The following is a 26,962-nucleotide window of genomic DNA, read 5'->3' on the forward strand; positions in this document are numbered from 1 at the left end:
TCTTTTTACTTGTGCTTTCGCTCCAGCTCTTAGTGCTCGAAGAGCATCTCGGAGTAGGTTGGAAGCTGCCAGCGGCTGCGATCGACCTGTACCTCGATCTTGTCGGCAACCTCGCGGATGGCATTCATGCAGGGCAGAAGCCTTGCAGAGCAGAAATCGGCCTTGTCGAGCTCGCTCTCCTGCTCTTCCATCTCCTCGATGGTCTCTTCGAGAATGGCGGTCAGATCAATCAGCTTCGACAGATCTTCGGCCAGCGTCTTGAGAAGACCAGCCTGGCTCTGGAGCGCTGCATCGGACAGGCCGATGGATTCAGCGGCTGCAGCCAGGTTGTTGAAGGAGCTGGCCAGATCGCCCTGGTACTCCGATGCGTCCGGAATAACCATGGTCTTGATCATGAGCAGAAGCGTGCGAGCCTCGATATCGATGCCTTTGACGTAGCGCTCAATACGGACGTTGTAGCGGGACTCGATCTCCTCGGCAGTCAGAACGCCGTACTTGACGAACATACTGACGGTGTCCTTGTCGGTCCAGGCGCGAACCGATTCCGGGGTGTTCTTCATGTTCGGCAGACCACGCTCGGCAGCAGCCCTCTGGAGATCTTCGCTGTAGTTGTCGCCAGGGTAACGCACAGCCTTGGTGGCGATGATGCCATCGCGCACGGCGGCGAGAATCGCATCCTCTTTAGCCATGCCGCCCTCGATCTTGGCGAGAATTTCAGCGTTCAGGTCATCGAGGGCTTCGGCCATAATGGTATTGAGCACCATGTTCGGAACCGAAATCGGCTGGCTGGAGCCAACGGCGCGGAACTCGAACTTGTTGCCGGTGAAGGCGAACGGCGAGGTGCGGTTACGGTCGGTGTAGTCCTTGTTGAGCACCGGCACGTGGCTGAGGCCGAGGTCAAGAATCTGCTTCTCGGTTTTTAGATCGACCTTGCCGCTCTCGATGGCGTCAAGCACCTTCTCAAGCAGGTCGCCAAGGAAGACGGTGATAACAGCCGGTGGAGCCTCGTTGGCGCCAAGACGGTGATCGTTGCCGATGCTGGCGACCGACGCGCGGAGAATCGCGGAGCGTTTCAGCACACCCTTGAGCACGGCGACGAGGAAAACGAGGAAGCTGATGTTGGACTCAGGAGTATCACCGGGATCGAGAAGGTTCATGCCGCCATCGATGCCGATCGACCAGTTGTTGTGTTTGCCAGAGCCGTTGATGCCTGCGAAGGGCTTTTCAAAGAGAAGAAGGGCAAAGCCTTTCTTGTCGGCCACCTTGCGCATCACCTCCATGACGAGCAGGTTGTGATCGGAAGCAAGGTTGACTTGTTCGAAGATCGGAGCGATTTCGAACTGGTGCGGAGCAACCTCGTTGTGACGAGTCTTGGCCGGAATGCCGAGCAAGAAGAGTTCCTCTTCGACCTCTTGCATGAACTCGAGCACGCGATCAGGAATCGAACCGAAGTAGTGATCCTCAAGCTGCTGACCCTTCGGCGGCAGTGCACCAAGCAGGGTGCGGCCAGTCATTATGAGGTCAGGACGCTGGGCATAGAACTTTTTGTCGATCAGGAAGTACTCCTGCTCGGGACCGGCATAGGTGTTGACCTTGGTCACGCCAGTGATACCGATGGTATCGAGCAGGCGGATGGCGGCCTTGCTGACAGCATCCATGGAGCGCAGCAGCGGAGTCTTCTCGTCAAGAGCCTCACCGTGATAAGAGATAAAGACCGTCGGAATGCAGAGGGTCATGCCCTTGCCGCCCTTCATCAGGAATGCCGGGCTGGAGGGGTCCCATGCGGTGTAGCCGCGGGCCTCGAAGGTCGAACGCATGCCGCCCGACGGGAAGCTCGAAGCGTCAGGCTCACCCTGGATGAGCTGCTCGCCCGAAAAACGCTCGATCACGGTGCCATCCATCTGGGTGGTCAGGAAGGCATCGTGTTTTTCTGCGGTCGTGCCGGTCATCGGCTGGAACCAGTGGGTATAGTGGGTAGCGCCATGCTCCATAGCCCACTCTTTCATCCCGTGGGCTACAACGCCAGCGATGTCAGCGGGAAGTTTCTTGCCAGCTTTGATCGTGTCCTGCAGCGCCTTGAACACCTCTTTGGGAAGCTTTGCTCTCATGGCTTCAGTACCAAAGGTCAATGCGCCATAGTAGGACGCCACCGGTTTTTTGCTCTCGTTACTCAAGAGATCCTCCTTTACTTGTTTTGGACTGTTTTAAACGTGGTTGATTAAACCTGAAATGACTGCTGGCTATTTTTTCGATTTCTTTTCATCGAAGGTAATCAGCACCTGCCGGTCCTGCAGATTGTTGCGAACAATCTCGGCGCAGATCCGGTTATTCTTTTTCAACTGCGAAAGAACGATACTCGTATTGGTACCCAATACTCCCGGCCAGCTCTGGATGCGCGACAGGAACCGCTCAAGGGAAGCTGTGTTGTGCGTCATAACCTTGAGGATATGCGAGCCCTCTCCGGTTACGGAGTAGCACTCCATGATCTCCTCTTCTTTCATGACATGCTCCACGAACGACTTGTAGTGCTTCGAGGAATCGACGCGGACACGCACAAACGCCTGGATGTCGAACCCGAGCTGACGCTCATCGACCTCCATCGTGAACCCCTTAATGATACCGTTCTTCTGCAATTTGTCGAGCCGCTCGCTGACCGATGGAATCGACAGGCCGACAACCTCGGCCAACTCACTCAACCGTATCCGGCCGTTGCCGCCAAGAGATTCGATGATCTTCAGATCGATGAGGTCAAGGTGTCCGGACATAAGCAGAATCTTCGGTTTTGTAGTAAATTAATGAAATCTAAGAAATAAACAAGCTTATTCTAAATTATGAGGGCATCAACCATTATTTCCCCTTAATATTTTAGGATTTTATCCCAACCACAGGCTGGCATCACTGAATAAAAATCTTGTTATTTGCAAACAAGAATGTAAGTTAATAATCTATGTCTCTCAACTGCTTTCTCTGCGTAGCACTGCCGCCGGTGCGTCCTCCCAGAGTCAGCAAATAGACATTGATTACCTTTATCGACCACGTTACCGCCATGAAAGAGTTGTCCAGAAAGTTCTCCGCTGATGAACCAGATGCCCCGAATTCCCCCGGTCGATTGATATCGAGGCCGGTAAGAGACTCGCGCCCCGCATTTCAAGATTTGCGGTTCATTGTTAAGGAATCACTCAACCTCGGTTTTCGCTTTTTCGATGAAGTGGACCGGATGCTTCAGAAATTCAAGGGCGAGGAGCCTGAAAAGCAAAACAGCGAGGAAAAGGCGGATGATCCTTCGTAAGCCTTCGGAATTCTGGCCCCTGGCAACTCCCGTCACCCTTTCGGGAAAACGTCTCAAACCTTATATTCTGCATTATTTTTGAGCATCTCCAACCTCAAGTCATCCAAGCAACATTGAAAGTAGCCATATTCGGAGCCGGTGTCGCCGGTCTCAGCGCGGCCATCGAACTGGTCGATCGCGGCCATACCGTCGAACTGTATGAAAAACGCAAGGTTCTCGGCGGAAAAGTTTCGGTCTGGAAAGACAGTGACGGCGACTCGATCGAGTCCGGACTGCATATCGTCTTCGGCGGTTACACTCAGCTTCAGAAGTATCTGGACAAGATCGGCGCGGGCGATAACTATCTCTGGAAGGATCATTCGCTGATCTATGCCGAGTCGGACGGCAAGCAGTCATTCTTCAAAAAGGCCAACCTGCCAAGCCCGTGGGCGGAGGTGGTCGGCGGCTTGCAGGCGGACTTCCTCACCATGTGGGACAAGATTTCGCTTATCAAAGGGCTTTGGCCCGCGCTGGCTGGCAACGAGGAGTACTTCCGCAGCCAGGACCACATGACCTACTCCGAGTGGCACCGCCTGCACGGCGCTTCGGAGCACTCGCTGCAGAAGCTCTGGCGGGCGATCGCTCTGGCGATGAACTTCATCGAGCCGAATGTCATCAGCGCCCGCCCGATGATCACCATCTTCAAATACTTCGGCACCGACTACGCCGCCACCAAGTTCGCCTTCTTCCGTAAAAATCCCGGCGACTCGATGATCGAGCCGATGCGCCAGTACATCCAGAGCAAGGGTGGCCGCATCTTCATCGATGCTCGCCTGTCGCGCTTCGAGCTGAACGACGACAAGACCATCAAGCGCGCCGTGCTGCGTGACGGCCACACCGTCGAGGCCGACGCCTACATTTCCGCATTGCCGGTGCACAGCGTCAAGAAGATCGTGCCGAACGAATGGCTGGAGCACGACTACTTTCTGAACCTGCACCAGTTTGTCGGCAGCCCGGTGGCCAACTGCCAGCTCTGGTTCGACAAGAAAATCACCGATACCGACAACCTGATGTTCTCGCAGGGCACCACCTTCGCCACCTTCGCCGACGTCTCGATCACCTGCCCGGACGATTTCCAGGCGGGCATGGGCACGGCCTGCGGCGGCAGCGTGATGAGCCTCGTGCTCGCGCCTGCCCACCAGTTGCTCGACCTGCCGAACGAGGTGATCACGGAGATGGTGATGAAGGAGATTCACGACCGCTTCCCAAAATCGCGCGATGCGAAGCTGCTTAAATCGACCATCGTCAAGATTCCGCAGTCGGTCTATAAAGCGGTGCCGGACGTCGATCAGTACCGGCCCGACCAGGTCAGCCCGATCCGCAACTTCTTCCTCGCGGGTGACTACACCTATCAGCACTACCTGGCCTCAATGGAGGGCGCAGCACTCAGTGGACGGCAGGTAGCCGAAAAACTGCACCAGAGGATGGGCCGCTGATCTGAGAGATTTCCGACAGGGCGGGCAGGTGTTTTACAACCACATTCTGTTGGGGCAGACCTGCGTGTCTGCCCTTCCCATGCGATGGTGTCGCGATGTGCCTTGAAAGCAGGGCGAACACATAGGTTCGTTCCTACAACCGAAATTGACAACCTCCCGGAGAGCCTCGCATGAAAAGCCGGAATGACGAACTCCTGATCATCTTCTCGAAAAATCCCGTTGCCGGGCGAGTCAAAACCCGCCTGGCCTCGGCAATCGGCGACGCCGAAGCACTGCGGATTTACGAGCAGCTTCGGGAGTTAACCAAGCAGGCGACAACAGGCATCAACGCATCGAAAGCCATCGCCTACTCGGACTTCATCCCCAACACTGACCTCTTGCTTGCCCCCGACACGGAAGCGTGGCTCCAGCAAGGCAGCGACCTCGGCGAACGGATGCACCGCGCTTTCGTGAAAGGCTTTTCGCTCGGCTTCAGCCGCGTCGCGCTCATCGGCACCGACTGCCCGGAACTCAGCCCGTTCATTCTCGATCTCGCGTTCCGGAAACTCGACGCCTGCGACGTGGTGCTCGGCCCCGCGCGGGACGGCGGATTTTATCTCGCCGCCCTGAAGCAACCCTTCCCGGAGCTTTTTCTCGGCAGAACCTGGAGCACATCGAGCGTGCTGAACGACTCTCAGCGCATCATCCGCGAGCACGGCAGATCGTGCGACCTGCTCCCGGCGCTCTCCGACATCGACACCTTCGACGACCTCAGAGCGAGCGGCTTATGGACACCGTGACAAAGCTGAGCATCATCATTCCGGCATGGAACGAGGAGACCGGAATCGCCCGCACACTCGAAACGCTGCTCGCCCTGACGGCTGGACGCGGCGACACCGAAATCATCGTCAGCGTGTCTGGCAATGACCGTACCAAAGCAATTGCCCGAACATTTCCCGTTGTCGTCTGCCACTCCGAAAAAGGCCGCGCCGTCCAGATGAACGCCGGAGCAAAGCTGGCGACAGGTTCGATCCTCTACTTCCTGCACGCCGACACCACGCCCCCGCCATCATTCTGCGATGACATTTTCTCCGCTATCGAGCGAGGCGCCAGGGCCGGATGCTTCCGCATGACCTTCGACGATCCCGACTGGCTCATGCAGCTTTACGGCTGGTTCACGCAATTCCCGCTTCCGGTCTGCCGGGGCGGCGACCAGTCTCTTTTCATCACGAAAGAGCTGTTCGGGCAGATCGGCGGATTCGACGAGCGGTTGCAGATCATGGAGGACATCGAGATCATCGATCGGCTCCAGCGCCACGCCGGATTCCATATTCTCGACTCGACCGTCACCACGTCTGCGAGGAAATATCACACGAACGGCACGGTCAGGCTGCAAGCCATCTTCGGCACGATCCACCTGATGTATGCCCTCGGCTTCAGCCAGAAGAATATTGTCGCTTTTTACCGCGATTCGATCCGGTAAAACCCCTTCACCCGGCGCCACACCTCTATCGTTTCATACTCAAGCACGAAACGATTTTTCGATTATTATCACTATATTTAAAACATAATAATTCCAACAGGAGCGACGCTCCGCAAGGATAACCTTCTACGCAATTCTCTTCAAATCAAACCATTATGGCTACCGAAGAAACAAACATGCCCGCCGCCGAGGCACCCAAGGCGGCTGCCGGAGCACCAAATACCAGCGCCGGTAACGGCGATATGGCCCACCTGATTGGCAACATGGGTATTCTCATCGATTCGACTATCGAGTCCGTGCAGGGAGTGATCAGCACGGTCAGCTCCGCCACCGGCCAGATCATCGAAGGGGTCACCACCACCATCAACTCCGAGCCGGTCAAGGAGATCATCAACAACGTCAATTCAGTTTCCGGCCAAATCATCGAGGGAGTCACGAATACCCTGAAATCAGAGCAGATTCAGAACTCGTTCAACGAACTCGGCAAGTTCTGGACAGGTATGATCTCGAACCTGAACGCGATGGTCAACTCCAACCAGGTCAAGAACCTGTTCGACAATGTCAGCGCAGGCATCAACCAGCTCGCAGGCGGCATCTTCCCGCAAGGAATGCCTCCCATGTTCATGGGCGCTAGCAGCGGCGAAGAGAAGAGAAAAGTCGTGCATCAGATTCCCGTGGTGCACACCTCCGAATCGGGTGCCGCCACGTTGAAGGCGATGACTCCTCAGCCCACAGCAGCACCGGCAGCACCGGCAGCACCGGCAGCACCGAAAAATAAACCTGAAGGCGAATAAGCCGCCATTCCTTGCTGAAAAACTTTTGATCGTATGACCAGGGCGGGGTTCAACCTCGCCCTGACTTTTTTATAGCCAGGCGTCAAGATTTGCCCTGCGTGGAATGAATAGAACAGATCAAAGGCATTCGGCTTTCGCCTGAACCCCTGTATGCCCGAATCCCCCCTCTCCTCTCGCGGTTTCAGATAGCGATTCAACCTCCTCGAACACGACGTGATCGACCTTCGCCACCACCATCTGCGCAATGCGGTCGCCGTGGCTGACCGTAAACGGCTCGCGCCCGTGATTGATAAGGATGACCCCCACCTCGCCGCGATAGTCGGCGTCGATAGTCGCCGGCGAGTTGGGCAGGGAGATACAATGGCGGAGCGCCAGCCCGCTTCTCGGCCTGAGCTGCGCCTCGTAGCCTTCGGGCAGCTCGATGGCGAAGCCGGTTGGAATGAGCGCCGAAGCGGAGGACGGAACGGTCACCGGCGCATCGAGACATGCCGAAACATCCATCCCGGCAGCGTGAGCGGTTGCATAGACCGGCAGGATCGCCTTTTGATTGAGTCGAACTATTTTTACCTTGATCATCGAGTGTATCTTTTTTTACCTGATAGCCTTCGTGGGCTGAAAACCGCGTCGCTTAATATATAAAATCATGACCTTGACTGCACCCATCCAACCGGTTTACGCACTCGCTTTCGGCGCTCATCCCGACGATGTCGAACTCGCCTGTGGAGCGACGCTCCTGAAAATCATGGACGAGGGAAAGCCGGTGGCCGTCTGCGACCTCACCGCTGGGGAGATGGGCACGCTCGGCACCGCCGAAACCCGCCGTCAGGAGGCCGCGCTGGCCACCGAGCGCATGGGTTACGTGGCGCGAGAGCAGCTCGATCTCGGCGATTCGGAGCTGTTCTATACTAAAGAGAGCCTGCACAAGATCATCCGGATCATCCGCAAATACCGGCCCGACACGGTTTTCTGCAACCCGCCGGACGAACGCCATCCCGACCACATGAAAGCCTCGCGCCTCATCTACGAGGCCTGCTACTACGCCGGGCTGCGCAAAATCGAAACCTTTGATGGTGGCCTGCCACAAGCCGCACACCGTCCGCGCCACCTGCTCTATTACATCCAGTTCAAGCAGCTCGAACCGCAGATCGTCGTGGACGTTTCATCGACCTTCGAGCGTTCGCGAGCCGGTATAGAAGCGTTCGGAACGCAATTCCACCGCAAGGAGAACAGCGACGAGCCAGTCACGATGATCAACCGAAAGGAGTTCCTGCCGGGCCTCGAAGCGCGCTCGAGGGCACTCGGCGAGCAGATCGGCGTCATGTACGGCGAGGGGTTCCGCCTGCCGACGGCACTCGGCATCGATCACTTCACGAGCGTTTTTCCGCCCGGCGTTTGACGGCGGGCCAACCCATCAATAGAATTTCAGACCTGACCGCCATGCACAAATCATTGCTGAGCATCGCCGCTCTTTTGCTAGTGACGCTGTTCGCGGGCTGTGGCCCGAAATCGCAGAAATCCCGGCCCGACACCATCGTGGTTGCCGTCTCAGCCGATTTCGACCACCTCAACCCGCTGCTCATCCAGATGTCGCTCGCCCGCGAGGTGTGTACGATGATCTATCCCCAGCTTGTCAAGCCGTCGTTCGACGAAAAGAGCGGCGCGATCAGCTACCAGCCGAACGCCGCCGAGCGCTGGGAGTTCTCACCGGACGGGCGAAACGTGACGTTCCACCTGAACAGCAAGGCGGTCTGGGAGGATGGCAAGCCGCTCACCTCGAAGGACTTCAGTTTTTCCTACCGCCTGTATGCCGACCCAAACGTGGCAAGCAGTCGTCAGGATTACCTGTACGACCTGCTGCTCAAGCCTGATGGCTCGGTCGATTTCGACAAAGCAGTCGAGACTCCGGATGACAAGACGCTGGTGCTGCACTTTAACAAGCCGATGGCCGAAAACATCGTGCTCGACCACTTCAACGACCTGATGCCAGTCGCCGAGCACCTCTTCCGAGACATCAAGCCGCAACAGATCCGCCAACAGGCGGCCACATTGCCAATCATGGGTGCAGGCCCGTTCAAAGTAAAGGAGTGGCAGCGGCAATCGAAGCTAGTGCTCGAATCGAATCCAACCTCGGTGCTGCCACGTCCGGCAGCCTCGCCGGCGCTCACCTTCATGGTGGTGCCGGAGTACACAACGCGGCTGGCGATGCTCAAATCGGGCCAGATCGACGCGCTCGTATCGGCAGGCGGCATCAACCCGAAAGACGCCGCGGAGCTGGCCAAAAGCAACCCGGAAATTGCGATTATCCCGGTGGCCGACCGCTACTTTGATAGCGTCGTCTGGCTGAACATCGACGGCGAAGCGTGGCGCAACGGCAAGAAGATCAAGCCGAACCGCTTTTTCGGTGACCGCCGCGTGCGGCAAGCGATGACCTATGCCATCGACCGGCAGGCGATCATCGACGGCTTCATGGGGCCAAAGCATGCTACCATCGTCAACACCACGCTCTCGCCCGCCTACACCTCGATTATTGACACATCGCTGCCCGCGTACGCCTACAATCCCGACAAGGCGCTCGCCCTTCTCAAAGAGGCTGGCTGGACGCCGGGGCCGGACGGCATTTTGCAGAAAAACGGCCAGAAGTTCTCGTTCGAACTCGCCGCGCCCACCGGCAACCCGAGGCGCAACTACGCAGCAACGATCATCCAGCAGAACCTCCGCAAAATCGGCATCGACTGCCGCCTGCGCTTCGACGAGTCTCTCATGTTCAACAAAAACCAGAACGAGTACCGCTACGACGCCGCCTTGTCGGGACTGGCGGCTGAAACGCTCCCCTTCCAGCTCGTCATCTGGGGATCGGACTTCGAGAAAAAACCCTTCAACTCCTCAGCCTTCCAGAACGCCGAACTCGACCGCGTCGTCGCCAGACTCACCGGCCCGCTTCCGCAAACCGAACAGGCAAAACTCTGGAAAGAGTACCAGCAAATTCTCGCCAACGAACAGCCGCGAACCTTTTTGTATTATTACGATGAACTTGAGGGATTCAACAAGCGAGTGGAGAATGTCAATTTGAGCCTGCTGGCGACGCTGGGAAATATGTATGAGTGGAAGGTTGGGAAAAAGAAATGACTTTCGAGCGACCACAGGGTTACCCCGCGAGCTTCCCCATCTTGGTTTTGAGCTCTTCGCAGAATATCGTGGGTAAATGGTGAATATGGGTCAATCGACTGAGGCACGGCCAAAACGAATGCTCTCTGCAAAGAGTGTCCGGCCAAAGGATAAATCACCTTAACGCTTTATCATATGATGAGTTATAAATGTCTTTGACCGAACTGTTAAACTTGTTCATCAGGGATGGTCATGTGAGCATCCTTCATGCCACCCACGAAATTCTGCGAAGAACCATGCCATATTAGCAACCATCTCGAAAGGGGCACCAAATAAACCCGACGGCATGGCTTATGAATTATGTGTACGAAGATCACGCCTGATTTTCAAGCAAATCAACTGGATTGCCACGTCGCTACGCGCCTCGCAATGACTGAAAAGAAACCGCCGAACAGCGCTTGGCAACCCACCTCGACACCCAGCCCTCGCAGTTTTGCCATCCAGCCTATTTTACTATATTCTCCGTCATTCCGGCGCGCGCTGCGTGCCGTTTCCATCACAGAACCGATCTCCACGCGATGCCTCGTTATACACCGGAACAGCTTGAAAAAAGAAATGCGTCCAAGTGGACGACCGTGCAGGCTATTCTCGCCCCGATCCAGTTCCTCATCTTCCTGGCCGGTTTGACGGTCACATACCTCTACTCGCAAGGCATCTGGGTCACCGATTTCTGGTGGGTAACCTTTTTCGTCGCACTCAAAACCTTCATGCTCGTGCTGATCTTCGTGACCGGCGGCTTTTTCGAGCTTGAGGTGTTCGGCAAGTTCGCCTTCGCGCATGAGTTCTTTTGGGAGGATTTCGGCAGCGCGATTGCCATGATCGTGCACATCTCCTATTTCATCCTCTTTTTCTGGATCAAACCGGCGGAACATATTCTCATTCTGACCGCCTATCTTGCCTACCTGAGCTATCTGGTCAATGCGGCGCAGTTCGTCATCCGTCTGCTGCTCGAAAAGCATAACGAGAAGAAACTCAAGGCCAGCGGAGCCGTCTGATCCGAAAACTGGCAATAAGTATGGAAGCGAAGAAATCCAAAGCCATCGTCTTCAGCGGCGTCAACCAGATCGAGCTGCGGGAAGTGACCCTCAAACCGGTCTCATCGACCGATGTGCTGGTCGAAACCTGGTGGTCGTCCATCAGTACCGGCACAGAGAAAATGGCCCTCAACGGCCTGATCCCGTCGCCGCCGTTTATCTTTCCCTTCATTCCCGGCTATGAAACCGTTGGGCGCATCGTCGAAGCGGGAGACCACGTCAATCAGGGGCTGATCGGCAAGTTCGCCTACGTGGCGGGGTCGTTCGGCTACGAGGATGTGAACGCTGCTTTCGGCGGCGCTTCGCAGTTCATCGTCTGCCCGGTCGAGAGCCTGACGGTGCTCGACGGCATCGCCAATCCGCAATGCGGCATCGCTTTGCCGCTCGGCGCGACGGCGCTGCATATCGTCGATCTCGCGGAGGTCAAGAACCGCAAAGTGCTCGTGCTTGGCCAGGGCGCGGTGGGCATCCTCGCCGCAGAGCTGGCAAAGCGCTTTGGCGCGAGCCTCGTGGCGGTCACGGAACCACACCAGCGGCGGCTCGACATCTCGACGTCAGATATCAAGGTCAACCCCGAAAAGCAGGACGTCTCGGTGGCGCTGGCGGGTCACGAGTTCGACGTGCTCATCGACAGCACGGGCATCATGAGCGCCATTGAAACCGGGCTGCGCTTCCTGAAATTCCACGGCAAGGTGATCTTCGGCGGCTACTACCAGCGCATGAACATCGATTACTCGCAGGCGTTCAACAAGGAACTCTCCTTCATCGCCGCCCGCCAGTGGGCCAAGGGCGACCTGCACCGTGTGCGCGAGCTGATTGCGGCCGGCAAGATCAACGCTGAAAAGATTTTCACCCACCAGTGCACGGTTGACGACAACCTCATGGAGGCCTACATGCAGGCCTTCAGCGACTCAGACTGCCTGAAGATGATCATCCACTGGAAGCATGGCAACGAGGCGGGCGAACACTTTCCAACCTGCAACACGGCCAACTGAGTACCTTATGGCGCCAAGAACCATCGCGATTTACGGCAAGGGCGGCATCGGCAAGAGCTTCACGACAACGAACCTCAGCGCCACCTTCGCCATGATGAACAAGCGCGTCCTGCAGCTCGGTTGCGACCCGAAGCACGACTCGACCACCTCGCTCTTCGGCGGCATCTCGCTGCCCACGGTGACTGAAGTTTTCGCCGAAAAGAACGCGAAAAACGAGCAGGTGCAGATCAGCGACATCGTGTTCCGGCGTGACATTCCCGGATTTCCGCAGCCGATCTACGGCATCGAACTCGGCGGCCCGCAGGTGGGGCGCGGCTGCGGCGGGCGCGGCATTATTTCGGGATTCGACGTGCTCGAAAAGCTCGGCATCTTCGAGTGGGAGATCGACATCATTCTGATGGACTTTCTCGGCGACGTGGTGTGCGGCGGTTTTGCGACGCCATTGGCTCGTTCGCTCAGCGAGGAGGTGCTGCTCGTGACCAGCAACGACCGGCAGTCGATCTTCACCTCGAACAACATCTGCCAGGCCAATAACTACTTCCGCACCATCGGCGGCCGCTCGCGCCTGCTCGGCCTGATCGTCAACCGCGACGACGGCAGCGGCATGGCCGAAAACTACGCGAAGGCGGCGGGCATCAACGTGCTGATGAAGGTGCCCTACAACCTCCAGGCGCGCGACATGGACGACAGCTTTGACTTCGCCATCAAACTGCCCGAAGTCGGCGAACCGTTCAAAAAGCTCGCGACCGACATCCTGAACAACGCCATCACGCCCTGCGAAGCGAGCGGCCTCGATTTCAAGGATTTCGTGCGCCTCTTCGGCGACGTGAGCGAAGAGCTGCCCGCAGCCGCAACGGCTGACGAGCTGTTCAAGCGCAAGGGGGAAACCGCCGCTGACCCCGAAGCCCACGACCCCGAACGCCAGCAACTGCTCGCCTGCATTGAGAAGCTGCCGGAACCGGAACGCGAAATCTACACCCTGCACGAAATCGAGGGCAAGTCACCGGAACAGATCGCCGGGCTGAAGGGAATCGGCGAACAGGAGGTCAAAGCCCACATCGCCAGAGCAAGAAAAGCTATGCGCAAACTCTTCTTCGAACTGTAAGCTCGGTTCCGCAAAATCCCCAAGATGCTAAGATTGATCTGATCCGACCGATCTCATCTTGCGCTCGCACCAAACAAAAAAGGCTGCTCACTCGGAGCAACCTTTTTCATTATCCACTATCCATTGTTAATTATCAATTCTCCCCTCACGCCATCGCCTTGGCTTTCTTCGTCGCCTTGGCTCTGAGGTCGGCGTTGAGAATCTTCTTGCGGATCCTGATGTTCTCGGGCGTCACTTCGAGCAGCTCGTCGTCATTGATAAACTCCAGCGCCTGTTCAAGCGAAAGCCTCTTCGGCGGCGTCAGGCGGATCGAGTCGTCCGAGCCGGAGGCACGCATGTTGGTGAGCTTCTTGGTCTTGCAGATGTTCACCGTGATGTCGAGGTCACGAGTCGATTCGCCAACCACCATGCCTTCATAAACCTTCGCGTTCGGCCCAATGAAGAAGGTGCCTCGATCTTCGAGACTCGAAATCGCATAGGCCACGGCCACGCCGGTTTCGGCAGAGACCAGAGCGCCGGTTTCGCGCGACGGCAGCTTGCCTTTGTAGGGCTGGTAGTTGTGGAACACGTGCGACATCATGCCCTCACCCTTGGTGTCGGTGGTGAATTCGAGGTTGTAACCGATCAGGCCGCGCGTCGGAATTTCGAACTCCAGGCGGTTCATGCCGCCGCGCAGGGTGCTCATGTTGGTCATCTCGGCCTTCCTGCGGCCCATCTTTTCGATAACCACGCCGGTGTACTCTTCCGGAACGTCGATGGTAACATGCTCGACCGGCTCCATCGTCACGCCGTTCTCCTCGCGAAGAATCACCTCGGGACGGGAGATGGCCAGTTCGTAGCCCTCGCGGCGCATGGTCTCGATCAGTACGGAGAGGTGAAGCTCGCCGCGTCCCGACACGCGGAAGGTGTCGGCGCTGTCGGTCTCCTCGACGTTGAGCGCGACGTTGGTCATGATCTCTTTCATGAGCCGCTCGCGGATTTTGCGGCTGGTCACCTCCTTGCCCTCCTGACCGGCGAACGGCGAGTCGTTCACTGAAAAGAGCATGGAAAGCGTCGGCTTGCTGATCTCGAACGATTCGATCGGTTCGGGCTGGTCGGGGGTGGTAAGTGTTTCACCGACGTTGGCCGCCGCGATACCGGCAAGCGCGACGATGTCGCCCGCCGTCGCCTCCATCGCCTCGACGCGCTGCGTGCGGTCGAAAAGGAAAAGCTTGGTGACCGTACCTTTGCCAACCACACCATCCTGCGTCACCAGCGTGAGCTGGTTGCCGGGCGCAACCTTGCCGCGCTGAATGCGGCCGATGGCGATCTTGCCGATATAGTCACTGTAGTCGAGGCTGGTGACGAGCATCTGGAATCCAGCATCGTCGTCCGCTTCAGGGGCGGGAATCTCCTTGACGATCATGTCGAGCAGAAGGCTCATGTCGCCGTCCGGATCCGACATATTACATTTGGCAATGCCGTTCTTGGCCGAAGCGAAGATGTAGGGGAAATCGAGCTGATCTTCGTCAGCGCCGAGCGCAATGAAAAGGTCGAGCACCTGATCATGCACCTTCTCCGGATCGGCCTGCGGACGGTCGATCTTGTTGATGACCACGATCGGCTTCAGATGCAGTTCGAGCGCCTTGCGAAGCACGAACTTGGTCTGCGGCATCGGCCCCTCGAAAGCATCGACAAGCAGGAGCACGCCATCGACCATCTTCAGGATGCGCTCGACCTCGCCGCCGAAATCGGCGTGACCGGGGGTGTCGACGATATTGATTTTGCACCCCTTGTGCTGCACGGCTGCATTTTTCGAAAAAATGGTGATGCCCCGCTCACGCTCCTGCGGATTGGAGTCCATCACCCTGACGTCAACATGCTGGTTCTCCCTGAACGCGCCCGTCTGCTTGAAAATGGAGTCCACGAGGGTGGTCTTGCCATGATCGACGTGCGCGATAATGGCGATATTGCGAATATTCTGTTTCCTGCTCATCTTTTGCGATAAATAAGTATATTTTACTGCCCAGGTTTTCAATCGGGCCGAATATACACTTTTTCCATTGAAATTATCATCTGGCAGGCGTGAAGATATTTTTCTTTTCAGTTTTATTGAGTGAAACGGGCTCGCGTCAGACACAATAATAACTGAAGTATTGTCACGATAATCCTGTCCTCGAAACGACCTCTTCCCACAGAGTATGGCTAATATATTTATCGAAAACAGCTTGCTTTTTGCCCTGACACAGATTGTGCCGCTATTGTACATCGTCACCACCGCCCTGTACGGCATCCACTTTTTCAAGGAGACGCCGCTGGCCGGAAGCCTCAAGCAGCCCGCGCTCATCCTTACCGTGGTCACGCATGTGGCCGATCTCGGTCTGCTCACCTCGACGGCAGGATACCGGCTGAGTTATTCGGCCTACAACCTCATGAGCATGGTGGCGCTGACGCTCGCCATTACGTACATGTTCATCGAATTCACCACAAAAAGCGACAAGACCGGCTTTTTCGTCATCGCCTTCGCGGCGGGATCGGCTCTCTTTTCATCAATCCTGAGCTCCCAAACCGTCGATTCCGGACTTGCATTCAGCGGTCTGGGCATTGGTGTTCACCTGTTCGCGGCCATCTTTGGCTTCAGCTCGGTAGCCATCGCCGGGCTGTACAGCGGCATGTATCTGGTGCTTTTCCGCCAGATCCGGCTCAACCGGTTCGGCCTGCTCTTTCAGCGCCTGCCAAACCTGGAGACGCTGGAAATGCTGATCATGCACGCCGTGGCTTTCGGCTTCTTTTTCCTGTCGGTCACCATCGTGGCTGGCGTTCTCGAACAGCACGCATCAAAAGAAGTCATTAACCTTTTCGAGCCTCGGCTCGTCTCCCTGTTTGTCATCTGGGCGCTCTATGGCATCAGCCTGGTCATCAAACCGCTGTTTGGCTGGGACATCAAGCACATGGCGGTGCTGCTCATCGCACTGTTCGTCCTGGTCACCGCGCTGTTGTTCATCATGAGTCTGGTTACGCCAAGTTTTCACGGAATGAGTATTTAACCGAAGCGCCATTTGAAAATTCGGCACATTGCGGTATATTAATACACTTTTGGAGATTCCTTTTCCAAGCTCTTTTGAACGGGTTACGAACGGCTCATCAAAACCATTCTATTATGAACATCATTTCAGTTGGTGTCAACCACAAGACAGCACCTATTGAAATCCGTGAAAGGATCGCTCTTTCGGAGGTTCAGAACAAGGAGCTCGTCACCGACCTGGTATCGAGCGGACTGGCAAGTGAAGCCATGGTTGTATCGACCTGCAACCGTACGGAACTCTATGTGGTTCCGGGAATGCCCGAGGTGAACTGCGATTATCTCAAAGATTACATCATCTCATACAAAAACGCCCGTAACGCCGTCCGTCCCGAACACTTCTTCAGCCGCTTCTACTGCGGCACCGCCCGTCACCTCTTCGAGGTTTCCTGCGCCATCGACTCTCTGGTGCTCGGCGAGGGTCAGATTCTTGGTCAGGTCAAGAATGCCTACCGCATCGCCGCGGAGGTGGGAACTGCTGGCATTCTGCTCACCAGACTTTGCCACACTGCTTTCAGCGTCGCAAAAAAAGTCAAGACTCGCACCAAACTCATGGAGGGCGCCGTTTCGGTCAGCTATGCGGCTGTCGAACTTGCCCAAAAGATCTTCTCGAACCTCTCGATGAAGAAAGTGCTGCTGATCGGCGCCGGTGAAACCGGAGAGCTGGCGGCCAAGCACATGTACGCCAAGAACGCCCGGAACATCGTCATCACCAACAGGACGCAGTCCAAGGCCGAGGCGCTTGCCGAAGAGCTGGGCACCAACCGCGTCCTTCCCTACGAAAGCTACAAGGAGCATCTGCACGAGTTCGACATCATCATCACGGCAGTCAGCACCAAGGAATACATCCTCAACGCTGCCGAGATGCAGCAGAGCATGGCGAAACGCCGCCTGAAACCGGTCATCATTCTCGATCTCGGTCTGCCAAGAAACGTCGATCCCGAAGTGGGCGCACTGCAGAATATGTTCCTCAAGGATATCGACGCCCTCAAGCATATCATCGACAAAAACCTCGAACGCCGTCGCGCCGAGCTTCCGAAGGTCAAGGCGATCATCGACGAGGAGCTGGTCGCGTTCGGCCAGTGGCTCAACACCCTCAAGGTGCGTCCGACCATCGTTGACCTTCAGTCCAAGTTCCTTGAAATCAAGGAAAAAGAGCTTGAGCGCTACCGCTACAAGGTGAGCGAAGAGGAACTTCGCCGCATGGAACACCTGACCGACAGGATCCTGAAAAAAATCCTGCATCATCCCATCAAGATGCTCAAGGCTCCGGTCGATACCGCCGACAATATCCCCAGCAAGGTCAACCTCGTCAGGAACATCTTCGATCTTGAAGAACCAAACCAGTCACTCCAATAAAATCAATCAGTCATCGAATTTTGAAAAAAGAGCTTATCATCGGCACTCGGTCCAGCCCTCTTGCCCTGTGGCAGGCTGAATTCACCAAAGCAGAACTGTCCAGACACTTTCCTGAACTGAATATCACGCTCAAACTGGTCAAAACGACCGGTGATGTGCTGCTCGATTCCCCTCTTTCCAAGATCGGAGACATGGGCCTGTTCACCAAAGACATTGAAAAGCACCTGCTTGCAAAAGAGATCGACCTGGCAGTGCATAGCCTGAAGGACGTTCCAACCGGCACGCCTGAGGGTCTGGTCATCTCCTCGTTCACCAAGCGCGAAGATACCCGCGACGTTATTATCTCAAAATCCGGCAAGGGCCTGAAAGACCTTCCGCCGAATGCACGCATGGCCACCAGCTCCCTGCGCAGAATGTCGCAGCTTCTGAGCATGAGGCCTGACTTGCAGATTCTCGACATCAGGGGCAACCTCAACACCCGCTTCAAGAAGTTCGACGACGGCGAATTCGACGCCATGATGCTGGCCTATGCTGGCGTGTATCGCCTTGAGTTCAGCGACCGCATCTCGGAAATCCTGCCGCACGACGTGATGCTTCCGGCAGTCGGTCAGGGTGCACTCGGCATCGAGACCCGCACGGATGACGCTGAAACCATAGAGATCGTCCGCGTCATGAACGACAGCAACACTGAAATCTGCTGCCGTGCAGAGCGTGCGCTTCTCAGGCACCTCCAGGGTGGCTGCCAGATTCCGATCGGCTGTTATGGCTCATATATCAGCGGCACCTTGAAGCTTCTAGCTTTTGTTGGCTCTGTAGACGGTAAAACCGCCCTGCGCAATGAGCTGACCAAGCCGGTAAACACCCCGGAAGAGGCCGAGGCTGTCGGTATTGAGCTGGCTGAAGTTCTGCTTTCGATGGGCGCGGAGAAAATTCTCGCCGACATCCGCAAAACCCGCTGATGAAAACCGTTCTCGTTACACGCCCGAAGCATCAGGCCGAGCCTTTTGTGAGGGAACTTGCGCAGTACGGCCTGGACTCGGTTGTCTTTCCAACGATCGAGATCAGGCCGGTTACCGGCTGGAGCGTTCCTGATCTCACCAGATTCGCCGGTATCTTCTTTACCAGCCCCAACAGCGTCCAGTTCTTTCTCGAACGCTTGCTTGAAGAGTCTCCCGACGAACTGCCAAATCTTCAGCAGGCCCGCGTCTGGGCGGTCGGCAAAACCACTGGTGGCGATCTGGAGAAACATGGCGTCTCAATCGAGCCTCTTCCGAAGAGCGCTGACGCCGTCAGCCTCATGTCTGGCATCGACGCCAGCGAAATCGAAGGCAAAACCTTCCTCTTTGTTCGGGGTAGCCTCTCGCTCGGCACCATTCCCGAAGTCATCGCCAAACGCGGCGGCATCTGCGTCGAGCTGACCGTTTACGACAATATTCAGCCTTCACTCGAAGAGACCCAGAAAATCAAATCACTGCTCACAGAAGGCAAAATCGACTGCCTCTCGTTCACCAGTCCGTCAACTGCCATCAACTTCTTTGAAGCCATAGACTCAAAGGAAGTGCCGAGCGACGTACTCATCGCCGCCATCGGCACCACCACCTCCAGCGCACTCGAAAAGCTGGGTGTCAAGGTGGACATCATCCCCGAATACTTCGACGGCCCCAACTTCGCCAAAGCCATCGCCGCTGCCCTCAGCTGATTGCTTCTCTAAAAGAAACAGCACCTACTCCACATCCGGAATGTCATCGACATAACCCATGTGGATAGTCTCGCCTTCAGGTTCCCGCTCTTTGGTTTTATCAGGCGAAGCATCTGGCACCGCAGCCGCCTGCACGCGCTCTGTCATCTCTGAAAAAAGGGAAAGCTGCATGGCTTGCAAAGGAGATTCATAACTGCCGTTATCAGCATCTTCATCACCGGCAATGAACAATTCGGAACCGAGATCAACCGCTTCCTGTATTTTCTTGCGGGAATTTCTCCGCGAACGACCTCTCGGCGCGACAGCCATCATCTCCTTTTCGACCGATTCGCGGACGGCATCCTCGATCACGATGCGGAGAGACTTCATGAGCTGGAGATTGCCGCTCCGCTGTTCCAGAATTTCGCGGCGCAGGCTGTTGCCGAGCCGCTCGACCTCCTCGCGTTGCTTGCCGGGCCATCCGGTCGCAAGCATCGTGATGATGACGAGAAGCAGCAGAATGATGACCGCCAGCAGCAGAATCAGCAGGTTCATCGGGCGCGCTCCCCTTTGCCGATCGCCTCGATGAGCGCTTCGCCCATCGAGCGGTTCGCGCTGACGAGACCCTCGCCATCGATGATCGACCGACGGCCTCGATAATCGAAGCAACAACCTCCAGCTTCGGTGACGATAGGAATGACCGCCGCGCAATCCCACGGACTCATGATCTTGTCCACAGCAACCTCGGCCCGGCCCGACGCGACCAACATGTGGCCGTAGCAGTCGCCCCATCCGCGCACCAGTCCGGCACTCGAACGCAAAAGATCGACCGGATGGGTCGATGGTGGATCGAGTAGATACTCTTTCTCGGTGAAGACCACCGTGGCCGCCGCCGTTTCTGCGATAGCTGAAACCTGCACAGAGGAGCCATTCATGAAGGCCCCGGCGCCGATCTCGGCATGATAAAGCTCGCCGAGAGCTGGGAAATTGATAACGCCGAGACGAAGTACACCGTCCACTTCAAGCGCGATCATCACGCCATACAACGGCACGCCATGAATAAAGGAACGGGTGCCATCGATCGGATCGATGATCCAGCGCCGGCCGTTACCGGATGGACGCTCGTTAAACTCTTCGCCGAACAGGCCGTCACCGGGAAACTTTGCCGAGATGCCCTGCCGGATCAACTCCTCGGCCTTGCGGTCGGCCTCGGTCACCGGGGTATCATCGCGTTTTGAAAAAACCTGAAGCGACCTGCGCCCGAAATAATCGAGCGTCAGTTTGCCGGCCTTTTCAGCCAGTTCAAGCGCAAGCTGAAGGTCGGGAGTCATAGGCAAACGGTTCTGTCAAATGATTGATGCTGCAAATGATGACGTAAGATAATCAACTGAGGCCGAACCTAACGATATAGGCTGAAAAACACAAGGGCGCCTTCACGATGTTGACGGATTTTCTTATCTTCGTTTTTCTTCATAACAAAATCATTCCAGAACCATGAGCCAGCTCGACCTCCTCAATATTGTGCATCGCCCGAGAAGACTTCGCAGAACCGCAGCGCTCCGCAACCTTGTGCAGGAAAACACGCTGACGGTCAACGATCTTGTGTTCCCCCTGTTCGTCATGCCCGGCACCAACGCCGTTGAAGAGGTTCCATCCATGCCCGGCAGCTTCCGCTTCACCATCGACCGCGCTGTCGAAGAGTGCAAGGAGCTTTACGATCTCGGCATCCAGGCCATCGACCTGTTCGGCATTCCGGAAAAGAAAACCGAAGACGGCAGCGAAGCCTACAACGATAATGGCATTCTTCAGCAGGCTATCCGCGCCATCAAGAAGGCCGTGCCGGAGCTGTGCATCATGACCGACGTGGCGCTCGACCCGTTCACCCCCTTCGGCCACGACGGCCTGGTCAGGGACGGCATCATCCTGAACGACGAAACCGTCGAAGTGCTCCAGAAAATGGCCGTCTCCCACGCTGAGGCTGGCGCTGACTTCGTTTCTCCGAGCGACATGATGGACGGCCGCATCGGCGCCATCCGCGAAGCACTCGACGAATCTGACCACTCCGACGTGGGCATTCTCTCCTATGCCGCCAAGTACGCTTCGAGCTTCTACGGCCCGTTCCGCGACGCGCTGCACTCCGCCCCGCAGTTCGGTGACAAGAGCACCTACCAGATGAACCCGGCCAACACCGACGAGGCGATGAAAGAGGTCGAACTCGATATCATAGAAGGCGCGGACATCGTCATGGTCAAACCTGGCCTGGCTTACCTCGACATCGTCTGGCGCACCAAAGAGCGCTTCGACGTACCGGTAGCCATCTACCACGTTTCGGGCGAATACGCGATGGTCAAGGCTGCCGCCGCCAACGGCTGGATCGATGAAGAGCGCGTCATGATGGAGTCGCTGCTTTGCATGAAGCGCGCCGGTGCAGACATCATCTTCACCTACTACGCCAAGGAAGCCGCAAAAAAACTGCGCTGATTTCCGGCTGAGTAGTTATGCCTTACGCCCGGTGCACCATCACCGGGCTTTTTTGTTATCTTTATTGCACTTGAAACTCGAACATCTTTGTAGGGGTATCCCGACAAGTCGCGATACCCTTTTATGATGCGCCCAAAAACAACCGATACATTTTTCTCACCACACTGACATGATCCGTTACTTCACCGCAGGCGAATCGCACGGCCCGGCGCTTTCAGCAATCGTCGAGGGAATGCCCGCAGGCGTGGCGCTGACCGAATCCGACATCAACGACCAGCTCGCCCGCCGCCAGCAGGGTTACGGTCGTGGCGGCCGCATGAAGATCGAGACCGACCGTGCCGAGGTGCTCTCCGGCGTCCGGTTCGGCAAAACCATCGGCTCGCCCGTCGCGATGCTCATCCGCAACCGTGACTGGGAGAACTGGACAACATCGATGGCGCAGTTCGAAGACCACGCCACCGAGGTGCAGAAGATCACCATCCCCCGCCCCGGCCACGCCGACCTGACCGGCTTCGTGAAATACGGCTTCGACGACATTCGCCCGGTCATCGACCGCTCCTCGGCCCGCGAAACCGCCGCCAGAGTCGCTGCCGGATCGCTCGCACGAGCATTTTTGAGACAGCTCGGCATCCAGATTGGAAGCTACATCTCCACCATAGGTCCCGTCTCCGAAGCCGCCGCCCCCGCCTCGTTGCAGGAGCTGCTCGACGCCGGAGCTGAAAGCCTCGCCGCCGAAGCCGACAAATCGCCGGTGCGGATGCTCGACCCGGAAGCAGAAACCGCAGCCATCGCGGCTATCGACCAGGCCAAAGCCGATGGCGACACTCTCGGTGGCATCGTCGAACTCTACATCACCGGCGTACCAATGGGCCTCGGCAGCTACGTCCAGCACGACCGCCGGCTCGACTCGGAACTCGCCGCCGCAATCATGTCTATCCAGGCGATCAAAGGCGTCGAAATCGGTCCGGCCTTCGACAACGCCCGCAAACCAGGTTCCCAGGTACACGACGAACTGTTCGCCGGTGGTGAAAAGGGATTGAGACGCGAAACCAACCGAGCTGGAGGCATCGAAGGCAGCATGTCAAGCGGCCAGCCGATCCACATCCGCGCCGCCATGAAACCGATCTCCTCGCTCGTCTCCCCGCTCAGCTCTTTCGACCTCGCCACACTCGAAGCCGTGCAGTCACGCTTCGAACGCAGCGACACCTGCGCCGTCCCCGCCGCCGGAGTCGTCGCCGAAGCCGTCGTAGCCCCCGTCATCGCCAACGCGCTGTTGGAAAAACTTGGCGGAGATCATATGGCGGAGATTAAGGAAAGGCTGGAGGTTTATCGGGCGGCGCTGAGGATGAGGTTTGAAAAATAACTACAAACCGCCTTAAAAAGCCTCTTTTTTAAAGAGGCTTTTTTGTGGGTCTGACAACGATACTCTATCCATTCCTGCATAACCTGGATGTATCAAACCCGACATGGATCCGCTCATCGACCTCCCCATCCACCCCTACTGCTTCATTTTGACAGGAAAAGTAAAGAGCGCTATCTTACACGGAACTACACCGTTTTCTCTGACGATTGGCGTCTCTTAAACGAGAAAAAACGGAGCCAAACCAAAAGCCGATCACAACAGATCGGTCGCAAGAACTATCGTCTGGCGCATATCGAGTCGCCGGACATCCGGGGGCATCGACTGTTCGCCCATCTACTCGTCGAAGGTATTCAAAACTTCGCCCGCAAAAGACACGAAAGGCCATAGGCGCAACTTCCGTTTTCCCACGCGTGGCATCTTTCAGGTTCGGGTGACCCTCAAGGGTTCCGAGGCCGAACTGAATGTATTCGTAAACCATTAGCCATCGCGCAAGAACGGGCAGTATCAATCGGAGCCGCTTCGCATCGCCGTTGCGAAGCGTTGCGGCCAGCTCGTAAATGATGTACTGAAAATCGAGAGGAAGGAGTACGCCAAGCTTCCGGACACTGCAGGAACACTTGCCGAGCTGAATGCCCGATGGAACCGCAACATACTGCTGACAGGTGATTTCAACGATGATCCGTTCTGTCGCAGCGTCACCGACTATCTCTTGGCATCCAAAGACCTCGACAAAGTCGAAGAGGAGCTGAAAGCCGCACCGAACCGCGAAATTCCGCCCATCAATGCGTCGTACATCGAACACCAGCCAGCATTGTTCAGCCACTCGTGGCCACTGCTCGCCCATCCGGATAAGGGCATGATCTTTTTCAGCGGCGACTCAGCAAACACTATGAATGTTTTCGACCAGTTCATGGTATCGCGCGGACTTTATTACGGTACGTCAGGCCTCAAGGCACAGCCAGGGTCGATGCGGATATTCACCACGGCGGAAATGGCTCCTGGAGCAAAGGGGAGACCCAAGGCTTTTGATAAAGAAACGAAGAAAGGATTCAGCGACCACTTTCCGGTGGAGATGGTCGTCGATATTGTGTAGGAAATTCACTGAAGCATCTACGGTCTGGTTCTTTTTGAATCGAAACCGTGGATGTCTTAAAAGTCGATATAGGCTGTAGTTTGAGCGATTTTTTTTGCTCAGAACGACAAAAACAAAAAGCAGAAGAGAAATTTTAATCAGCTCCCGCCTCTTTGTCGAGATGCCTGATCCACCATACGACGCTCATCACGCCGACTGCCGATAATACTATGACCTTCTGCATGGGAGAGATGTCTGACCACACGCTGATTAAAGATGAAAGAAGCTGTTCCATGATGATTTCTCTTTTCAGATTAAAACCTTTATTCTCTTATATCAAAATACATTACACGCGATCTATATATGCGGCAACCAGAAAAACTACTCGCTATTTTTAGCCATTTATATATTCGCACTTACTTTGCTCACTTTTAATATATAACAAGTCACAAAAAGACACAAAAAGTTTTTGCTGCCTTATAGGTATTTCATATTTGAACAATTCGTGCATTATCATTGCTGAAAAACGGCAAATGGAGCGCGTAAAGTCGTCAAACCCAGCACCCCCGTGGTGATGACGGGAAGCTGGGCTTGAACATAAAAAGAATGGATTATTGAAACCGAGACGAAGAGAGTACCCTGTTCAGGATGATGGCTTCTTCAACCATAAACTATCATGAAACTTGGCACTGAACACTCCATTACTGAGCAATGGTTTATGCATCGGCTGTTTGTAAAAGCATGACGGTTCAGATGCGCATGGGTAAAAAATTCCTCAAGCACCCTCGCATCAGGTAGTAACGGGATGACGCCACCTCAAAAATGCTGTCATGGAACATCAAAAAGTGGCCATCCCGACGACCTTGCGAGATTCATTTGTGATAGATTGCGAATCAAAAAGAAAGGCAAACACAACCCAATCTTCCCATCACCCGCAGCTACTCTTTATAAGCACGAGTGCTGCTCGCCTTTCGGCTTTTGTTTTTCCGGAAAAATGAGGCGCTGGTTCATATCGAGAGAGGGTTCGGGAACTTCAGTGCGCCCCACGATATGTGCTGGCACACCAGCAACCGTGTAGTGCGGCGGAACATCATCGAGCACCACGCTGCCCGCCCCGACCTTCGCACCTTCTCCGATTTTGATGTTTCCGAGAATCTTGGCCCCGGCGCCAATCATCACCGACTTACCGACTTTCGGATGCCGGTCACCCGAATCCTTGCCGGTGCCACCAAGCGTCACCTCGTGCAGAAGCGAAACATTATCCTCTACCACGGCGGTCTCGCCGATGACAAGGCTCGTGGCATGATCAAGCAGAATGCCCTTGCCGATTTTAGCCGCAGGATGAATATCTACCGCGAAAACCTCCGACATGCGGTTCTGGAGGAAATAGGCCAGCGATTTGCGGTCATTCTGCCACAGCCAGTGAGCCAGCCGGTAAGACTGAAGCGCCTGGTAGCCCTTGAGAAAAAGCATGATCTCGAAATAGTTCACCGCTGCCGGGTCACGCTCACGGGTAGCCTCCATGTCGCAGGCTGCGCACCGGACAGATTCGGGGCTTTGCCGATAAAAATCCTCGAAGATTCCTTCAAGCACCGGCGGCGGAAAGTGCTTCGACCCAAGCTTCACCGAAAGCAGCATCGCCAGCGCCGGAGCGAACTCCTCATATCGCAAAATGTGCTGTTCCAGAAACAGCCGGATCTCCGGCTCACGCTCGCACTCGAGGCACGCTTCTTCACGAATCAATGACCAGATATCCTGTACACTCATAACTTCCTTTTGGATGGTTACGGCAACCCGAAACAACTACCTGCCGCATCATGCAATAAAGCGCCGCCAGCAGCTTAAAGGTTTCCCAGCGTCGAGCAGCGGCACTAACCGACAAATGTAAACAAAACAAGGCAAACCACCCGCTTGCCATTCTCGATCTTCTGTTCCGGAAATGCCCTCCATGATCGACCTTTCTGGCTATCCCGATAGCTCTGTGTTTTATGGAAAAATTTACGTACACTTCGTTAACATTTCCGTGAACACGACACTACGCGACACCATGCTCATCTCCAGAAAAATCGAGATCGACTACGGCCACACCCTTCCGAACAGCTTCACGTTCTGCAACCAGTTGCACGGGCATCGCGGCGTTATCGTGGCAACCGTCGAAGGGCCGGTCATCGACCGCGCCGGAGATGCCGAAGAAGGCATGGTAATAGATTTCAAGTTCCTGCGGCAGATCATGGACGAACATATCCACGATCAGCTCGACCACGGCTTCGCAGTCTGGAAAGAAGACAAGGAAGACCTCGAATTCATCCTCAAACGCAACACCCGCGTGCTTGTAACCGACGCCCCCCCCACCGCCGAATGCCTCGCCAGATGGGCCTTCAACCAGATCAGCGGCAAGCTTCCCGAAGGGGTCATTCTCAAAAACCTCCGCTGGTACGAAACACCGAACAATTGGGCGGACTACACGGGCGGGTAAGCGGACGCAAATCGAGACAGGTCATCGACCGAACAAAGAAAAATAAGTATATGTTTGGTCCCGGAAGCATATATACCTGTGAGAAGGTATGCTTATTTTCAAGCATACAGCTTCAGGAAAGCGAACCAGAAACCCTGTTTACGGCAAATCGGT

25 protein-coding genes are annotated in these 26,962 nt (G+C 55.9%); 18 read left to right on the plus strand and 7 right to left on the minus strand.

All coding sequences use genetic code 11. From position 1 onward, the window contains the following. Positions 1–29: 29 nt before the first annotated feature. On the minus strand, positions 30–2,174 hold the full coding sequence (locus AYT24_RS06380; RefSeq protein WP_010933078.1) for a glutamine synthetase III: 2,145 nt from the start codon (positions 2,172–2,174) through the stop codon (positions 30–32). Positions 2,175–2,240: 66 nt separating this feature from the next. Beyond that, a complete protein-coding gene (locus AYT24_RS06385; RefSeq protein WP_010933079.1) occupies positions 2,241–2,765 on the minus strand; it encodes an Lrp/AsnC family transcriptional regulator in 525 nt (174 codons plus the stop codon). A gap of 281 nt (positions 2,766–3,046) precedes the next feature. On the opposite strand from AYT24_RS06385, the gene AYT24_RS06390 reads away from it, so the two are divergent. The 5 genes from AYT24_RS06390 to csmH all read left to right on the plus strand — a co-directional run bounded on the left by AYT24_RS06390 (position 3,047) and on the right by csmH (position 7,020). After that, positions 3,047–3,289: a hypothetical protein gene (locus AYT24_RS06390; RefSeq protein ID WP_164927027.1), complete on the plus strand. Its 243-nt coding sequence runs from the start codon at positions 3,047–3,049 to the stop codon at positions 3,287–3,289. A 113-nt stretch (positions 3,290–3,402) separates the two neighbouring features. Further along, entirely contained in the window at positions 3,403–4,764 is a 1,362-nt protein-coding gene (locus AYT24_RS06395; RefSeq protein ID WP_010933081.1) for an FAD-dependent oxidoreductase, read from the plus strand. 170 nt (positions 4,765–4,934) lie between these two features. After that, positions 4,935–5,543: a TIGR04282 family arsenosugar biosynthesis glycosyltransferase gene (locus AYT24_RS06400; RefSeq protein ID WP_010933082.1), complete on the plus strand. Its 609-nt coding sequence runs from the start codon at positions 4,935–4,937 to the stop codon at positions 5,541–5,543. Beyond that, positions 5,531–6,226, plus strand: coding sequence for a TIGR04283 family arsenosugar biosynthesis glycosyltransferase (locus AYT24_RS06405; protein ID WP_010933083.1), 696 nt, complete (start codon positions 5,531–5,533; stop codon positions 6,224–6,226). The genes AYT24_RS06400 and AYT24_RS06405 overlap by 13 nt, the downstream gene beginning before the upstream one ends. Before the next feature lie 155 nt (positions 6,227–6,381). Then, on the plus strand, positions 6,382–7,020 hold the full coding sequence (gene csmH / locus AYT24_RS06410) for a chlorosome envelope protein H (protein WP_010933084.1): 639 nt from the start codon (positions 6,382–6,384) through the stop codon (positions 7,018–7,020). Positions 7,021–7,137: 117 nt separating this feature from the next. Here the strand turns inward: csmH and dut are convergent, their stop codons facing one another. Then, the gene (dut, locus tag AYT24_RS06415; RefSeq protein WP_010933085.1) at positions 7,138–7,596 is read right to left on the minus strand and encodes a dUTP diphosphatase; all 459 of its coding nucleotides are present in this window, start codon (positions 7,594–7,596) and stop codon (positions 7,138–7,140) included. A gap of 67 nt (positions 7,597–7,663) precedes the next feature. Here dut and bshB1 point away from each other — a divergent pair, with 67 nt between their 5' ends. From bshB1 to AYT24_RS06440, 5 genes are all read left to right on the plus strand, one after another. Continuing rightward, complete coding sequence (gene bshB1 / locus AYT24_RS06420) at positions 7,664–8,416, plus strand: bacillithiol biosynthesis deacetylase BshB1 (RefSeq protein ID WP_010933086.1); 753 nt, start codon at positions 7,664–7,666, stop codon at positions 8,414–8,416. 41 nt (positions 8,417–8,457) lie between these two features. Further along, positions 8,458–10,146 carry a peptide-binding protein gene (locus AYT24_RS06425; protein ID WP_164927028.1) on the plus strand — a complete coding sequence of 563 codons (1,689 nt, stop codon included), beginning with the start codon at positions 8,458–8,460 and terminating at the stop codon, positions 10,144–10,146. A gap of 557 nt (positions 10,147–10,703) precedes the next feature. Continuing rightward, positions 10,704–11,180 carry a 2-vinyl bacteriochlorophyllide hydratase gene (gene bchF, locus AYT24_RS06430; protein WP_010933088.1) on the plus strand — a complete coding sequence of 159 codons (477 nt, stop codon included), beginning with the start codon at positions 10,704–10,706 and terminating at the stop codon, positions 11,178–11,180. 20 nt (positions 11,181–11,200) lie between these two features. Next, positions 11,201–12,214: a chlorophyll synthesis pathway protein BchC gene (gene bchC, locus AYT24_RS06435; protein WP_010933089.1), complete on the plus strand. Its 1,014-nt coding sequence runs from the start codon at positions 11,201–11,203 to the stop codon at positions 12,212–12,214. Between the two features lie 7 nt (positions 12,215–12,221). Continuing rightward, the gene (locus AYT24_RS06440; RefSeq protein ID WP_164927029.1) at positions 12,222–13,319 is read left to right on the plus strand and encodes a chlorophyllide a reductase iron protein subunit X; all 1,098 of its coding nucleotides are present in this window, start codon (positions 12,222–12,224) and stop codon (positions 13,317–13,319) included. Positions 13,320–13,464: 145 nt separating this feature from the next. Here the strand turns inward: AYT24_RS06440 and typA are convergent, their stop codons facing one another. Beyond that, positions 13,465–15,294 carry a translational GTPase TypA gene (gene typA / locus AYT24_RS06445; protein ID WP_010933091.1) on the minus strand — a complete coding sequence of 610 codons (1,830 nt, stop codon included), beginning with the start codon at positions 15,292–15,294 and terminating at the stop codon, positions 13,465–13,467. Between the two features lie 205 nt (positions 15,295–15,499). Between typA and AYT24_RS06450 the strand changes: the two genes are divergently transcribed. The 4 genes from AYT24_RS06450 to AYT24_RS06465 all read left to right on the plus strand — a co-directional run bounded on the left by AYT24_RS06450 (position 15,500) and on the right by AYT24_RS06465 (position 19,438). After that, positions 15,500–16,345 (plus strand): cytochrome C assembly family protein, encoded by an 846-nt coding sequence (locus AYT24_RS06450; protein WP_010933092.1) that lies wholly within the window; start codon positions 15,500–15,502, stop codon positions 16,343–16,345. A gap of 113 nt (positions 16,346–16,458) precedes the next feature. Next, entirely contained in the window at positions 16,459–17,739 is a 1,281-nt protein-coding gene (gene hemA / locus AYT24_RS06455; RefSeq protein ID WP_010933093.1) for a glutamyl-tRNA reductase, read from the plus strand. A 20-nt stretch (positions 17,740–17,759) separates the two neighbouring features. Continuing rightward, positions 17,760–18,698, plus strand: a complete 939-nt coding sequence (gene hemC / locus AYT24_RS06460; RefSeq protein WP_010933094.1) for a hydroxymethylbilane synthase — start codon at positions 17,760–17,762, stop codon at positions 18,696–18,698. After that, the gene (locus tag AYT24_RS06465; RefSeq protein ID WP_010933095.1) at positions 18,698–19,438 is read left to right on the plus strand and encodes a uroporphyrinogen-III synthase; all 741 of its coding nucleotides are present in this window, start codon (positions 18,698–18,700) and stop codon (positions 19,436–19,438) included. The genes hemC and AYT24_RS06465 overlap by 1 nt, the downstream gene beginning before the upstream one ends. Positions 19,439–19,462: 24 nt before the next feature. Here AYT24_RS06465 and AYT24_RS06470 read toward each other — a convergent pair whose 3' ends face one another. Together AYT24_RS06470 and hisN are read right to left on the minus strand one after the other, a co-directional pair. Further along, entirely contained in the window at positions 19,463–19,972 is a 510-nt protein-coding gene (locus AYT24_RS06470; protein ID WP_010933096.1) for a hypothetical protein, read from the minus strand. Continuing rightward, positions 19,969–20,748 (minus strand): histidinol-phosphatase, encoded by a 780-nt coding sequence (gene hisN / locus AYT24_RS06475; RefSeq protein ID WP_164927030.1) that lies wholly within the window; start codon positions 20,746–20,748, stop codon positions 19,969–19,971. The genes AYT24_RS06470 and hisN overlap by 4 nt, the downstream gene beginning before the upstream one ends. Before the next feature lie 163 nt (positions 20,749–20,911). Between hisN and hemB the strand changes: the two genes are divergently transcribed. The 3 genes from hemB (at position 20,912) to AYT24_RS06490 (ending at position 24,354) form a co-directional block, all read left to right on the plus strand. Continuing rightward, on the plus strand, positions 20,912–21,898 hold the full coding sequence (hemB, locus tag AYT24_RS06480; protein WP_010933098.1) for a porphobilinogen synthase: 987 nt from the start codon (positions 20,912–20,914) through the stop codon (positions 21,896–21,898). Positions 21,899–22,067: 169 nt separating this feature from the next. Next, a complete protein-coding gene (gene aroC / locus AYT24_RS06485; protein WP_010933099.1) occupies positions 22,068–23,261 on the plus strand; it encodes a chorismate synthase in 1,194 nt (397 codons plus the stop codon). A 709-nt stretch (positions 23,262–23,970) separates the two neighbouring features. Beyond that, a complete protein-coding gene (locus AYT24_RS06490; protein WP_010933101.1) occupies positions 23,971–24,354 on the plus strand; it encodes a hypothetical protein in 384 nt (127 codons plus the stop codon). A gap of 924 nt (positions 24,355–25,278) precedes the next feature. On the opposite strand, the gene cysE is transcribed toward AYT24_RS06490, so the two are convergent. After that, a complete protein-coding gene (gene cysE, locus AYT24_RS06495; RefSeq protein WP_010933103.1) occupies positions 25,279–26,100 on the minus strand; it encodes a serine O-acetyltransferase in 822 nt (273 codons plus the stop codon). A gap of 280 nt (positions 26,101–26,380) precedes the next feature. On the opposite strand from cysE, the gene AYT24_RS06500 reads away from it, so the two are divergent. Beyond that, positions 26,381–26,809, plus strand: a complete 429-nt coding sequence (locus AYT24_RS06500; RefSeq protein WP_164927259.1) for a 6-pyruvoyl trahydropterin synthase family protein — start codon at positions 26,381–26,383, stop codon at positions 26,807–26,809. Positions 26,810–26,962: the final 153 nt, after the last annotated feature.

Origin of the sequence: Chlorobaculum tepidum TLS (assembly GCF_000006985.1) — a bacterium.
Lineage (GTDB): Bacteria > Bacteroidota > Chlorobiia > Chlorobiales > Chlorobiaceae > Chlorobaculum > Chlorobaculum tepidum.